The following is a 13261-nucleotide window of genomic DNA, read 5'->3' on the forward strand; positions in this document are numbered from 1 at the left end:
TTCTACCCCTCCGGGAGCACCCGGGTCACCGCGGTTTCAGGGGTCGACCTGCTCGGCCGCCCGCTCGGCGAAGACGCGCATCGCCTTGGCCGTCACCGGGCCGGGCGCGCCGGGCAGCCCGCGGTCGTCCACCCGGTGCACGGCCTGGACGTCGCGCAGGCTGGACGTCAGGAACACCTCGTCGGCCCGGTCGAGCACGTCGAAGGGCAGGTCGGCCTCCTCGGCCCCGGCCCAGTCCACGACCAGCGCGCGGGTGATGCCGGCGAGGCAGCCGGACTCCAGCGGCGGGGTCAGCAGCCGCCCGCCGACCACCACGAAGACGTTGGAGCCGGTGCCCTCGCACAGCAGGCCGCGGGTGTTGGCGAGCAGTGCCTCGGAGGCGCCGTGCTCGTGGGCGCGGGCGAGCGCGACCACGTTCTCGCCGTACGAGGTGGTCTTGAGGCCGGCGAGCGCGCCCCGCTCGTTGCGCGTCCAGGGCACGGTCACCACGGCGGTGGTGTCGGGGCGCGGGGTCGAGGGGGCGAGCGCGACGACGAGGGTGGGACCGGAGTCGCCCCGGTCGGAGCCGAGCGGGGAGAGCCCGCCGGTGTAGGTGATGCGCAGCCGGCCGAACGCCACCTGGTTGGCCTCCAGCACCGCCGTGCAGGCGGCCGCGACCTCGTCCAGGTCGGGCTCCGGCAGGCCGAGCCCGCGGGCGGAGCGGGCCAGCCGCCGCAGATGGCGGGTGGTCGCGAAGGCGGTGCCGTGCACCGCCTTGAGGGTCTCGAAGACGCCGTCCCCGACCGTCAGGCCGTGATCGAACACCGACACCGTGGCGTCCGCGGTGTCCCGCAGCCCGCCGTCCACCCAGATCCTCACCGCAGTGTCCTTCCGCTCGCGCTGTTCGCCGTGCTGTTCATGCTGGTCGCCTTGCTCTCGCTGTTGCGGCCGCCGGTTCCGGTCCCGCCGCGGCCGCGGCTCTCCTCCGACGCTACCGCCAGCAGCCGGCCGGCCTTCAGCTCGGTCTCCGCCCACTCGCCGGCCGGGTCGGAGCCCCAGGTGATGCCGGCGCCGCTGCCGAATCGCAGCACCGGGCCGTCGCCGCCGTTCCGGTCGATCCAGAACGTGCGGATGCCGACGGCGAGTTCGGCCCTGCGCCGGTCGGCGTCCACCCAGCCGATCCCCCCGCAGTAGGGGCCGCGCGGCGCCGTCTCCAGCTCGCCGATGATCCGCAGGGCGCTGGACTTGGGCGCGCCGCTGACCGAGCCGGGCGGGAAGGCGGCGGCGAACAGCTCGGGCCAGCCGGCGCCGTCCCGCAGCTCGCCGCGCACCATGGACACCAGGTGGACCAGCCCCGGGTAGGGCTCGGCCGTGCACAGCGCCGGGACCGTGACGCTGCCGGTGGCGCAGACCCGGCCGAGGTCGTTGCGGACCAGGTCGACGATCATCACGTTCTCGGCGTAGTCCTTGTCCAGCAGCGAGGCGGCGTCCACGGCGGTGCCCTTGATCGGCCCGGACTCCACGATGCCGCCGTCGCGGTGCAGGAACAGCTCGGGTGAGGCGGTGGCGATCTCCACGCCGTGCGCCGGCAGCCGGATCGTTCCTGCGTAGGCGCCCGGGTTGCGGCTCGCGAGCACGGCGGACAGCGCGTCGATGTCGGGCTCGGCGCCCGCCGGCAGCGGCGCCGACAGCACCCGGCAGAGGTTCACCTGGTAGACCTCGCCGGTGGCGATCCGGGCCCGTACCGCCGCGACCCCGGCCTCGTAGGCGGCGCGGTCCATCGAGGAGGTCCACGCGTCGGGGCGCGGTCCGCGCCAGACGCGGGCCCGGGCTGCCGTCCCGGCGGCGCTCCCGGTGGCCGGGCGGACGTCGCCGAAGCGGGCGCAGACCGTGCGGCCCTCGAAGTCCGCGGCCACCGCCCAGAAGCCGGACGAGTCCAGCGCACCGAGATCATCGGTGACATCGCGCAGGTCGGAGGCGACGAGGCCGCCGAAGCGGGCCATGGGTGCGAGGTCGCGCACGGAGGTTCCCTGGTGGACGAGAGACTGCCGGGCCCGAGTCTAGACGGGGCAGGTGGGCGGCCGTCCGCAGGCGCAACGACCGTCAACCGGCTGTCATTGCCCCGGCACGCTGCGGAAACCGGTTTTTGAGCTGGCCCGGGAATCCGCTAGAGTTCAACCCGTCGCCGAGGAACCAGTTCCGAGGCAACAGGCGGACGTGGCTCAGTTGGTAGAGCATCACCTTGCCAAGGTGAGGGTCGCGAGTTCGAATCTCGTCGTCCGCTCGATGTGGGGGATCCTCCCGGGACCCCTGCTGCGTGGTGGAGTGGCCGAGAGGCGAGGCAACGGCCTGCAAAGCCGTCTACACGGGTTCAAATCCCGTCTCCACCTCCAAGGACGATTAGCTCAGCGGGAGAGCGCTTCCCTGACACGGAAGAGGTCACTGGTTCAATCCCAGTATCGTCCACTGGGTCTGCGGGGTCGCACTCCGGAGGTCCTGGCGTAGGTCCCGCGCGATTAGCTCAGCGGGAGAGCGCTTCCCTGACACGGAAGAGGTCACTGGTTCAATCCCAGTATCGCGCACGCATCATCGGCACCATCCCGGACGATTAGCTCAGCGGGAGAGCGCTTCCCTGACACGGAAGAGGTCACTGGTTCAATCCCAGTATCGTCCACGCACTGTACGGCGGAGGGCCGGAAGCGATCGCTTCCGGCCCTCCGCCGTTCTCAACTCCCCCTGTGCGCAAGGGCGTACTCAGTCCAGTTGCGCGATCCGGGCGCAGGCGCCCAGGAGTTCGGACTCCGCCTGGTCCAGGTCACGGCCGTCGCGGGCCGCCTTGGCCACCGCGATCGCGGCCGTCTGCACGGCCAGGGCCCGTGCGGGGACGTCGAGTTGGGGCCAGGGGTCACCGGCCGGGGGCACCGCGGGACCGCCCTCCGCCCGGTACGCGGCGAGGAACCGCGCCCACGCCTCGCCCGGCAGCAGTCCGGCGGCGAACCACATGGCCGGCCGCGCCAGGTCCCAGGCCGGATCGCCCACGCCCAGGTCGTCGACGTCGATCAGCAGCCACGGGCCGTCGGGCGAGGGATGGCGGACCAGCTGCCCGAGGTGCCAGTCGCCGTGGCACAGCGCCCGGCGGCCGCGGTAGGGCTGCTCGCCCCTGGCCCACGGCGGCAGCATCCGCCATGCGGCCCGCACGGTGCGCGCGTCCTCTGAGTCAGGCAGGGCGCCGAGCCTGGCCATGGCGCGGGCCGCCTTCGCGGGGCCGCGCATCTCCGGCAGCGGCCCGCCGATCTCGCCGAGCGGCACCGTGTGCAGCCGGGCCAGCAGCACGGCCGCGGCCTCCCAGGGCGCGGCCTGGGCCTGCCGCCGGTCGACCGGCTCCCCGTACGGCCACACGCTCACCGCCCGCCCGCCCAGCTCCGCCCCGGTCGCCCGCGGCGCCAGCACGATGCCGCGCAGCCGCGGATGCCCGGCCAGCGCGAGCCGCTGCGCGAGGTCGCCCGGCACGCTGTCCACGGGGTGCGCCTTGGCGACCGTCCCCCCGACGCGCACGACGGTGCCGTCCCGGCGCTCGGCCAGCACCGTGTGGCCGCCCGGGGCCTGGACCTCCGGAACCGCCGGAACCTGCGGGAGCTGCGGGAGCTGCGGGAGCTGCGGGGCCTGCGGGACCTCCTGCGGGCCGGACGTCCCGCGGGCCGGAGGGGCGGGGACGGTGGGGGCGGGCGAGCCGCCACCGCCGGCGGACGGACGCGCACCCGCCGGCCCACCGGCCGGGGCGGCGGGGGCGGCTTCGGGTGCCCCGGGGTGCGGGTGGCCGGCCGCGGGTGGCCGCTCGTGCCGTTCCCCGCCCGGGTCGGTCCCGCCCCCGAGGGCGTGCTCCTGCCGGAGGGTGCGCCGGGGCACCTCGGGACGTGCGGGTCGTCCCTGGGGCCGGGGGCCGTCCGGGAGCAGTTCCTCGCAGAGGTGGGCGGAACCTCGGTGCGCGGGTGCGGGGGCGGGGGCGGGCACGGCCGCGTGCGGGGCCGTCCGGGGCGCGGCCTGGGGGCGTCCGATCTGGGGGTGCTCGGCGTCGGGGTCCTCGGCGTGGACCGGGCCGCCCTGGGGGTGCGCACCCCGGGCCTCGACGGGGACGGGCGCGGTACGGGGACGGGTGACGTCGGAGCCCTCGGCCTGCGCCTGCTCGGCGTGGGCGTGTTCGGCGGGGACGGGCGCGGCCGGCACGTGCTCGGCATGGACGGGCGCGGCCTGCGTGCGCTCGGCGGGGACGGGCGCGGCCTGCGCGTGTTCGGCGTCGGCGGCCGCGGCGATGGCGGCCAGGCCCCGGACGAGGCCGCGGGCGGCGTGCCGGGTCCCGGCTGGGGGCGGGCCGGGCGCGTACTCCCCCAGGCGGACCTCGGTGGGCGCGTCCGGCGGACGCTCCTCCGGCGGGGCCGCCCCGGTGTCCGCCGGGCACGGAGGCGCGGCGGAGGGCGCGGCGGGCGGCGGGGACGTCGGGTCTGCTGAAGGCACGTGCGCTCCCCCGCCCCTGGCCGAGGGGCTCGCGGTGGGTTCCGGTCCGCCCGGTGGCCCGCAGGGCGGGGCACGGGCCGCCCTGCGGGGACGGCGGCTCGCATCACTCCGGGAAAAGCGTAATGCCCGGGTATCAGCTGATACCCGGGCAACCGCAGTCGTCCGCTACCCCCGTCCCCACGGGGTGATGCCGGTGTGTCCCCGGCCCGGACCGCTCTTCCGGGCCTGGGGCAAGTTTTCGCTGCCCCATCAGGCCGGCCGCAGACGACGTCTTTGGGAGCGGCGGACGCTTGACCTCGGGGGACGAGTGCTTCGCCCGCCGCTTGACCTCAACATTAGGCGGCGCCACGGCCCCCGGTCGTCACCCCCTCGTACGGCTTTACGGGCCTCCCGGAGGATGACGGACGACACCCCGGGTACTCCCCTGGGTGGAGGAGGAGACCTAGGTCCCCAGGGTGATCCCTGAGTCCTGCGGGCTCACCCCGGCACCCCGGCCCGGCGTGTCGGCACCGCCCCTCAGCCCGCCGCTTCGTCCTCCCTCGGCACGGGCTGCTCGACGAGCGCGAGGACCCGGTTCGCCATGAAGCGGGCGGTGCGCACCACGGTCCCGCTGCGGGTCACCTCGCTCACCTCCACCACTCCGCGGCGCACCGCGATCTCCACCCGGCGGCCGGCGCGGGTGGCCACCACCTCGTACGTGCGGGTGGTGTCCCCCGCGTCCACCACGATCTCGACCCTGTCACCCTTCACGGCGTCACTCCCCCTCGGCAGACGGTCCGTTGGTGCGTCGGGGAGCACCCGGCGCGGTGGCGCGGGCCCGCTCCCACAGTCCAGATTCCCACCTGCCACTGACAATTCACGGCCCGTCGCCTGCGGGCCTTCACCGCGCGCGGGCAGGTGAGTCCGTAAGCTGTGGGCGGCCGGACCGGCCAGTCAGCGGAGTGGGGCCTCCCCACCGCCGGAGGTAGGGGACGGACAGAACATGGCGATGATGCGGCTCCGGCGCGAGGATCCGCGGGTCGTCGGCGCGTTCCGGCTGCACCGGCGGCTGGGCGCGGGCGGCATGGGCGTGGTCTACCTGGGCGCGGACAAGCGCGGGCAGCGGGTGGCGCTCAAGGTGATCCGGCCGGAGCTGGCCGAGGACCAGGAGTTCAGGTCGCGGTTCGCCCGCGAGGTGTCGGCGGCCCGGCGGATCCGCGGCGGCTGCACCGCGCGTCTGGTGGCCGCCGACCTCGAGGCCGAACGCCCCTGGTTCGCCACGCAGTACGTGCCCGGTCCCTCGCTCCACGACAAGGTCGCCGAGCACGGGGTGCTGCCGGCCGCGGAGGCCGCGTCCATCGGCGCGGCGCTCGCCGAGGGGCTGGTGGCGGTGCACGAGGCGGGCGTGGTGCACCGCGATCTGAAGCCGTCGAACATCCTGCTCTCCCCCAAGGGCCCGCGCATCATCGACTTCGGCATCGCCTGGGCGACGGGCGCGAGCACGCTCACGCACGTGGGTACGGCGGTGGGCTCGCCGGGGTTCCTCGCGCCCGAGCAGGTGCGGGGGGCGGCGGTGACGCCGGCCACCGACGTGTTCGCGTTCGGCGCGACGCTGGCGTACGCGGCGACGGCGGACTCGCCGTTCGGGCAGGGCAGTTCCGAGGTCATGCTGTACCGGGTGGTGCACGAGGAGCCGGATCTGGCGGGTGTTCCCGACGCTCTCGCGCCGCTCGTCTACGCGTGCCTGGCCAAGGATCCCTCGGAGCGGCCGAGCACCGTCCAGCTGGCCGAGCGGCTCGGGGAGATCGCGGCGCGTGAGGCGCGCGGGATCGGGGCGGCGGCGCCGCCGCGACGGGACGGCATCCCTAAGGCGGCGGGGCCGCGGCCGGAGCGGCCGGTCGGGCGGCGGGCCGAGGAGTACGCGCAGCAGCGGACGCAGCGGGGGGCCGCGCCCGGCGCTTCCGCGACGGTGCCGCGGGGGGCTTCGGCGCGGACGCCGGTCCCCCGGCAGGGTGCGCGTACTCCGGCGCGGGGTTCTTCCTCCCGCACGCCGGCTGCGCGGACGCCGGTCCGCACTCCTGTGGGGCGGCCCGGGGCTTCGCGGCGGCTGATGCGGCAGCGGCTCTTCGTCTTTGTGACGGTCACTCTGCTGGCTGCGGTCTGTATCGCGGCGCTCCAGGGGTGCCATCACTTTTAGCGTGGCCGTGGGTGCGCTTCCGGGCTGCCCCCGGACGCGCTCCCCCGTCAAACGGTTCCCCGCGCCCCCCTGCGGCTCCCGGGGTGCCCCCTGGGCGCCATTGCCGTCTGCGGGCATCGTCCCGCCTGAGCGCGCAGTTCCCCGCGCCCCTGGCGGTGCACCTTCGGTGGGTGGGGTCGGGGCCGCCACGGGAGTGTCTCCTCGGAACTGTGCGTGCGGCTTCTTTCGCGAACGTGCCCGGGTGTGTGCACAGTTCCTGCGGGGACACTCCCGCACCGTCCCCTCCCGACCGGCCCCCGTCTGCGGGAGGAATGAGGACGAGGGTCACCCATGGGGGCGCGGGGTCCCCCAGCGCTTCGCCTGGGAGGTGCCCCCAGCGCGACCAGCCACAGCGGCGCGGCACCCGGCAGCGCACCCCCGGGGGCACCCCGGAACCCCGCCCCGAGGGGACCAGGAGTGCGGGGAACTCCGCGACCAGCCACCCAGCCACGCCGCAGACGGCAACGACGCCCAAGAGGCACCCCCGTTGCCGAAGGGGCGCGGGGAACTGCGCGACCAGCCACCCACGCACCACGCACCCGGCAACCCACCGCCCGGGGCACCCCGGCTGCCCGCCCCGCAGGGGCGATGCACCAGGAGCGCGGGGAACTCCGCGACCAGCCACAGCACACGCTGCAGACGGCAATGACGCCAAAGGGGCACCCCAGAACCCCGCAAGGGGCGCGGGGTCCCCCAGCGCTTCGCCTGGGAGGTGCCCCCAGCGCGACCAGCCACAGCGGCGCGGCACCCGGCAGCGCACCCCCGGGGGCACCCCGGAACCCCGCCCTGAGGGGACCAGGGGTGCGGGGAACTCCGCGCCCAGCCACCCGGCCACGTCGCAGACGGCAACGCACCCTCAGGACACCCCGCCACGCACGGCGCAGCCGGCAGCGCGCTCTCGGGGGCGAACCGGGAGGAGGGAAGGGTGGCGGGGAGGGCGGGTTGTCCGTTAGGTTAATAAGCGCTTGCTTAGGTGGTGGGGAAGGAACCCCGGACGGAAGGACGGCGCCGCATGGCGGACGCAGAGGCAGGGACACCCGTCACGGAAGAGACGCTGCGGAGCCGCGTGCGGGCGCTGCTGGCGGCGCACGACCCGTCGGGCGGCGACCCGCTGGACTTCCTGCGGGCCAGGTTCGACGCCGGCCTGGCCTGGGTGCACTTCCCGGAGGGGCTGGGCGGGCTCGGCGCACCCCGCGCCCTGCAGGCCGTGGTGGACGCGGAGTTGGCCGCGGCGGGCGCGCCGGACAACGACCCGCGCCGCATCGGCATCGGCCTGGGCATGGCCGCGCCCACGATCCTGCGCTACGGCACGGCCGAGCAGAAGCAGCGCTTCCTGCGGCCGCTGTGGACCGGCGAGGAAGTGTGGTGCCAGCTGTTCAGCGAGCCGGGCGCAGGTTCCGACCTGGCGGGGCTGCGCACGCGGGCGGTCCGCGACGGCGACGGCTGGGTCGTGGACGGCCAGAAGGTCTGGACGTCCAGCGCGCACAACGCCCGCTGGGCGATCCTCATCGCCCGGACCGACCCGGACGTGCCCAAGCACCAGGGCATCACCTACTTCGTGTGCGACATGACGGACCCGGGCGTCGAGGTGCGGCCGCTGCGCCAGATCACCGGTGAGGCCGAGTTCAACGAGGTGTTCCTGACCGGGGTGCGGATCCCCGACGCGCACCGGCTGGGCGCGGTGGGCGACGGCTGGCGGGTCGCGCAGGCGACGCTGATGAACGAGCGGGTGGCCATCGGCGGCCTGGCACTGCCCCGGGAGGGCGGCATGATCGCCCCGGTGGCGGCGGCCTGGCGGGAGCGCCCGGAGCTGCGCACCCCCGAACTGCACGACCGGCTTCTGGGCCTGTGGGTGGAGGCCGAGGTGACCCGGCTGGGCGCCGAACGGGTCAGGCAGCAGATGGCCTCGGGCGCGCCGGGGCCGGAGGGCAGCGGCCTGAAGCTGGCGTTCGCCCAACTCAACCAGCGGGTCAGCGGCTTCGAGGTGGAGCTGCTCGGCGAGGAGGGGCTGCGGTACGGGGACTGGACGATGGTCCGGCCGCAGAAGGTCGACTTCTACGGGCGGGACGCCGGCTACCGCTACCTGCGCGCCAAGGGCAACTCGATCGAGGGCGGCACCTCCGAGATCCTGCGCAACATCGTCGCCGAGCGGGTGCTGGGCCTGCCCGCTGAACCGCGTACCGACAAGGACGTCGCCTGGAAGGACCTGCCCCGATGAACCTGCTGTACTCCGAGGTGGAGGACGACCTGCGGGCCGCGGTCCGCGAGGTGCTGGCCGACCACTGCCCGCCGGGTGCGGTGCTGGGCCGCGTCGAGGGCGGCGAGCCGTACGACCCGGCGCTGTGGCGGGTGCTGGCGGCGGATCTGGGGCTGGCCGGGCTGCTGGTGCCGGAGAAGCTGGGCGGCCAGGGCGCATCGGCGCGCGAGGCGGCGGTGGTGCTGGAGGAGCTGGGCGGCGCCGTGGCGCCGGTGCCGTTCCTGGGCAGCGCGGTGCTGGCGACGTCGGCCCTGCTGGGCTGCGACACCGAGGACGCAGGCGTGGCGGAGCTGCTCGCGCGGCTCGCGGCCGGAGCGGAGACCGCGGCGCTCGCGGTGCCGCTGTCGTCGGCGCCCGGCGGGGACTTCCCGGCCGGCGTGCGGGCGGATGCGGACGGGCGGCTGAGCGGCGCGGTGACGAGCGTCGCGGACGCGGTCACGGCCGGCGTGCTGGTCGTCCCGGCACTGGGTCCCGACGGGCCCACGCTGTACCGGGTCGCGGCGGCGGACGCGGTCGTGGAGCGCTTCGTGTCGCTGGACCTGACGCGCCCGCTGGCCGACGTGCGGCTGGACGGCGTGCAGGGGCGGCCGCTTCCCGCGCGGGACGCGGCCGCGGCGCTCGACGCGGCACTGCTGGCCGGGGCGGGCCTGCTGGCCTCGGAGCAGCTCGGGGTGGCGCAGTGGTGCCTGGACGAGACGGTCCGCTATCTCGGGCAGCGCCACCAGTTCGGGCGGGTCGTGGGCGGGTTCCAGTCGCTGAAGCACCGTCTGGCGGACCTGTGGCTGGAGGTCGTCTCGGCGCGGGCGGCGGCGCGGGCCGCGGCCGACGCGCTGACCGCGGGCGGCGACGGGGCGGGCGTCGAGGTCCGGGTGGCGCAGGCGTACGTCAGCGGGGTCGCGGTGCACGCCGCCGAGGAGGCCGTGCAGCTGCACGGCGGGATCGGCATGACCTGGGAGCACCCGCTGCACCTGTATCTGAAGCGGGCCAAGGCCGACGAGATCGCGCTGGGCACGCCGGGCCGGCACCGGGCCGCGCTCGGCGCCCTGGTCGGCCTGCCCGCCGCGGGGTAGCCCGCCCCGGACGGCCCGCCGCGGGACCGCATCGACGGCCCCGCGGCGGCAGGTGCGGTTCCGAACCGGCCGCCGTCCGGCTACTCGGTGCGCAGGGCGGTGGCGGTGCGGGTCCTGGCGGCCCAGCTCGCCGGGAGCAGAGCGCCGAGGACGGCGATCAGCAGGCCGCCGAAGGCCAGCGGGACGAGCTGCTGCGCGTGGTAGACGGCCATGTCGACGGGCGGGATCCGGGTGCCGGCGGCGTCGCCCATCTTCGGCACGATGACGTCGTGCAGGGCGATGCCCAGCGGGACGCCGACCAGCCCGGCGAGGGCGCCGATCCCGGCCACCGAGGTGACGACCATGCCGACCGTCTGCCGCGGTGCCATGCCCAGGGCTTTGAGCACCCCGAGGTCGTGGACGCGTTCGCGGGTGTCCAGGACGACCGTGTTGAGGACGCCGAGGCCGGCGACGAGGACCAGCATCAGGGTCAGGATGGCGGTGATGGCGTCGATGGCCACCACGGTCGCGCTGATCTGGCCCTGCCGGGCCTGGGCGCTCGCTCCGACCGGGTCCAGGGCCTTGTTCAGCGCGGCGATGTAGCGGTCCCGGTCCGTCCCGGGCTTGAGTTCGATGCTGAACATGGCGCTGCGCACGGTGATGCCGGCGCGTTCCAGGGTGGCCGCGTCGGTGAGCACCCGCATGCCGCCGTCGCCGGTGGTCAGGGCCTCGCCGACGATCCGCACCCGGGTGGTGCGCCCGTCGCCGTCCAGCGTGGTGTAGTCGCCGACCCGGGTGCCGGTGGCCTGCAGGAACCGGTGCCCGACGACGGCCTCCCCGGGCCGGGTGAACCAGCGCCCGGAGACCATCTGGTAGGCGCCCCACGAGGAGTCGCCGCGGTAGGCCACGGCCGTGACCGCGTCGGACACGCCGAGGAAGTGCACGTCGGTGAAGACGCTGGAGAAGTAGCCCTTGGTGCCGGGCTGTTCGGCGATGACGCGGGCGACGGCCGCGGGATCGGCCTGCCGGGACGGGGCGACCGGCTTGCCGCCGGGCGTGCCGGTGTGCGACGGGAAGGGGTCGACGCCGACCTGTCCCGGCATGTCGAGGTTGATGCCGCGCTGCACCCCGTTGAGGGAGGCGCCCAGACCGTAGGCGAAGGTGACGCCGACCGCGCCGAAGACGATCGCCGCGGCGATCATCGCGGAACGGGCCGGCCGGGCGAACGGGCCGGCCAGGCCCATGCTGAACGCCCGGGGCAGCGGCAGCCGGCCCGCCAGCCGGGCGGCCCACCGCCCGCGGCCGACCTGCGGGGTGCGGCCGATGGCGAGGGCCTCGACGGTGCGCAGCCGGCCCGCGCGCAGCGCCGGCACGAGCGCGCTGGCCACCACGAGGGCGAGCACCGCGGCCGGCACGGCGACGTCGATCCAGCCGGCGACCGCCAACGCGCCGGACTGGTACGCCCCTTGGGCCTGCGCGAGCAGCGGGACCGCCGCCAGGTTGCCCAGCACGATGCCGAGCGCCGTGCCGATCGAGGCGGGGATCAGCGCCTGCCCGACATAGGCGCGGGCGACCTGGAGCGGGGTGAAGCCGACCGACTTCAGGATGCCGATGCGGCGGGTGCCGGCGCTGACCGCGCCGCTGACCACGATGCCGATGATGAGCACCGACATGACCAGCCCGAGCACCCCGAGCGCGACGACGAACGGCACGAACGTCGCCGTCTGCCGGTTGGCGGTCGCTCGGACGACCAGGTAGGACTGCGTGCCCTGCAGCGAGCCCGCGGGGGCCGCGGCGCTCACCGCGGCGCGGTTCGCGGTCATCGCCGCGGTACTGCCGGCCGTCCCGAACCGGTACAGCATCTGGTAGGAGGGCGTGCTGCCCGGCCGGGTCAGGGTGGCGGCCTGTGCGGGCGTCACCCAGGCGTCGGCGGTGGAGGTGGCGGAGCGGGCGGTGCCCACCACGGTCAGCGCCGGATCGCCCGGCACCCCGGGCAGGTGCAGCGTGCTGCCGAGCACGCCCGGCGGGCCCCAGCCGTCGGTGACCACGATCTGGCCGGGCCCGGTCGGCCAGTGGCCGGAGACGACGGTGAGATCGTCGACCGGGCCCGCGGCCGCCGCCCGGCCGGCGATGGACAGCACCGGGTCGGCCGGCGGTGCCGGCATGCCCTCGGGCGGCTGCGGCCGCACGGCCAGCGACAGCAGCAGGAACGGGCCCGCCGCGTCGGTGACTCCGTGCGCGTGCGCGGTCGCCGCGATCTGCTCCCGGCTCGCCTTGCCGCCGTCGAACGCCGCGGCCAGCTGCGCGCCGTGCTGCTTGTCGAAGGTGTGGTCGAACGGAGCCTGGGACGCGACGACGAGTGCGGTCGCCATCACGGAGGCGGTCACCGCCATCATCGTGGTCAGCACCATCACCAGGCTCTGCACCCGGCGCCGGCCGACGCCGGCCCGCACCACCTTGCCGAGCGCGCTCATCGGGCGACCGCCTGCTCGTCGCGCGCGATCCGGCCGTCGACGAGTTCGATGGTGCGCGTCGCGCACGACTCGGCGAGCGCCAGGTCGTGGGTGACCAGCAGGATCGTCTGGCCGTCGGCGTTGAGTTCGGCGAGCAGTTCGCGGACCTCGGCGCCGGAGGCGGAGTCCAGGGCTCCGGTGGGCTCGTCGGCCAGCAGCAGCGCGGGCCGGTTCATCAACGCGCGGGCCACGGCCACCCGCTGGCGCTCGCCGCCGGACAGCCGCCCCGGGTAGGCCCGGGCGTGCCGGGCGATGTCGAGGTTGTCGAGCAGTTCGGCGGCGCGGTCGCGGGCCTCGGCCCGGCCGGCGCCGGACAGCTGGGCCGGGATCAGGACGTTGTCCAGCACGGTCAGGTCGTCCAGCAGGTTGAAGAACTGGAAGACCATGCCGATGCGTTCGCGGCGGAAGCGCGCCGACGCGGTCTCGGACATCCGGTCCACCCGCGCGTCGGCGACGGTGACGCTGCCCTCGGTCGGCCGGTCGAGTCCGGCGATCATGTTGAGCAGCGTGGACTTGCCGCTGCCGGACGGCCCGAGGACGGCCAGCGCCTCGCCCTTCGCGACGGTCAGCGACAGGCCGGCCAGCGCGGCCGGCCCGTCGTCGTATCTCTTGCTCACGTCCCGGATCTCGATGATCGGCGCGGTCACGCGGTCCTCCTGTGGCACTCGGCTCGGTACGTGCCGAAGGTAGGGAGCGGTGCGCAAGGAGCGCGTCGCCCGGCGTGACGACCGTCGCT

Annotated in this window: 9 protein-coding genes and 5 tRNA genes; 8 read left to right on the forward strand and 6 right to left on the reverse strand. The window is 75.5% G+C overall.

Going from position 1 to position 13261, the window contains the following annotated elements; translation table 11 throughout:
- Positions 1-36: 36 nt before the first annotated feature.
- Entirely contained in the window at positions 37-858 is an 822-nt protein-coding gene (locus ACH4TG_RS25740) for an aminotransferase class IV (RefSeq protein ID WP_398244867.1), read from the reverse strand.
- On the reverse strand, positions 855-2000 hold the full coding sequence (locus ACH4TG_RS25745; protein WP_398244868.1) for a chorismate-binding protein: 1146 nt from the start codon (positions 1998-2000) through the stop codon (positions 855-857). The genes ACH4TG_RS25740 and ACH4TG_RS25745 overlap by 4 nt, the downstream gene beginning before the upstream one ends.
- Positions 2001-2190: 190 nt before the next feature.
- Here ACH4TG_RS25745 and ACH4TG_RS25750 point away from each other — a divergent pair.
- From ACH4TG_RS25750 to ACH4TG_RS25770, 5 genes are all read left to right on the forward strand, one after another.
- Positions 2191-2263, forward strand: a tRNA-Gly gene (locus tag ACH4TG_RS25750).
- A gap of 35 nt (positions 2264-2298) precedes the next feature.
- Positions 2299-2372: transfer RNA gene (locus ACH4TG_RS25755), tRNA-Cys, on the forward strand.
- A 1-nt stretch (position 2373) separates the two neighbouring features.
- A tRNA-Val gene (locus ACH4TG_RS25760) sits at positions 2374-2445 on the forward strand.
- Positions 2446-2489: 44 nt separating this feature from the next.
- Positions 2490-2561 (forward strand) — tRNA-Val (locus tag ACH4TG_RS25765).
- Positions 2562-2581: 20 nt separating this feature from the next.
- Positions 2582-2653 (forward strand) — tRNA-Val (locus tag ACH4TG_RS25770).
- Between the two features lie 80 nt (positions 2654-2733).
- On the opposite strand, the gene ACH4TG_RS25775 is transcribed toward ACH4TG_RS25770, so the two are convergent.
- Together ACH4TG_RS25775 and ACH4TG_RS25780 are read right to left on the reverse strand one after the other, a co-directional pair.
- Complete coding sequence (locus ACH4TG_RS25775) at positions 2734-3564, reverse strand: phosphotransferase family protein (RefSeq protein ID WP_398244978.1); 831 nt, start codon at positions 3562-3564, stop codon at positions 2734-2736.
- Between the two features lie 1443 nt (positions 3565-5007).
- A complete protein-coding gene (locus tag ACH4TG_RS25780) occupies positions 5008-5241 on the reverse strand; it encodes a hypothetical protein (protein ID WP_398244869.1) in 234 nt (77 codons plus the stop codon).
- A gap of 232 nt (positions 5242-5473) precedes the next feature.
- Between ACH4TG_RS25780 and ACH4TG_RS25785 the strand changes: the two genes are divergently transcribed.
- The 3 genes from ACH4TG_RS25785 (at position 5474) to ACH4TG_RS25795 (ending at position 10033) form a co-directional block, all read left to right on the forward strand.
- Positions 5474-6667 (forward strand): protein kinase, encoded by a 1194-nt coding sequence (locus ACH4TG_RS25785; protein ID WP_398244870.1) that lies wholly within the window; start codon positions 5474-5476, stop codon positions 6665-6667.
- Positions 6668-7718: 1051 nt separating this feature from the next.
- Positions 7719-8924: an acyl-CoA dehydrogenase family protein gene (locus ACH4TG_RS25790; RefSeq protein ID WP_398244871.1), complete on the forward strand. Its 1206-nt coding sequence runs from the start codon at positions 7719-7721 to the stop codon at positions 8922-8924.
- Complete coding sequence (locus ACH4TG_RS25795) at positions 8921-10033, forward strand: acyl-CoA dehydrogenase family protein (protein WP_398244872.1); 1113 nt, start codon at positions 8921-8923, stop codon at positions 10031-10033. The genes ACH4TG_RS25790 and ACH4TG_RS25795 overlap by 4 nt, the downstream gene beginning before the upstream one ends.
- A gap of 80 nt (positions 10034-10113) precedes the next feature.
- Here ACH4TG_RS25795 and ACH4TG_RS25800 read toward each other — a convergent pair whose 3' ends face one another.
- The gene (locus ACH4TG_RS25800; protein ID WP_398244873.1) at positions 10114-12486 is read right to left on the reverse strand and encodes an ABC transporter permease; all 2373 of its coding nucleotides are present in this window, start codon (positions 12484-12486) and stop codon (positions 10114-10116) included.
- Complete coding sequence (locus ACH4TG_RS25805; protein WP_398244874.1) at positions 12483-13172, reverse strand: ABC transporter ATP-binding protein; 690 nt, start codon at positions 13170-13172, stop codon at positions 12483-12485. Before ACH4TG_RS25805 ends, ACH4TG_RS25800 begins: the two co-directional genes overlap by 4 nt.
- Positions 13173-13261: the final 89 nt, after the last annotated feature.

It is taken from the genome of Streptomyces sp. NPDC020917 (assembly GCF_044333795.1).
Taxonomy (GTDB): Bacteria; Actinomycetota; Actinomycetes; order Streptomycetales; family Streptomycetaceae; genus Actinacidiphila.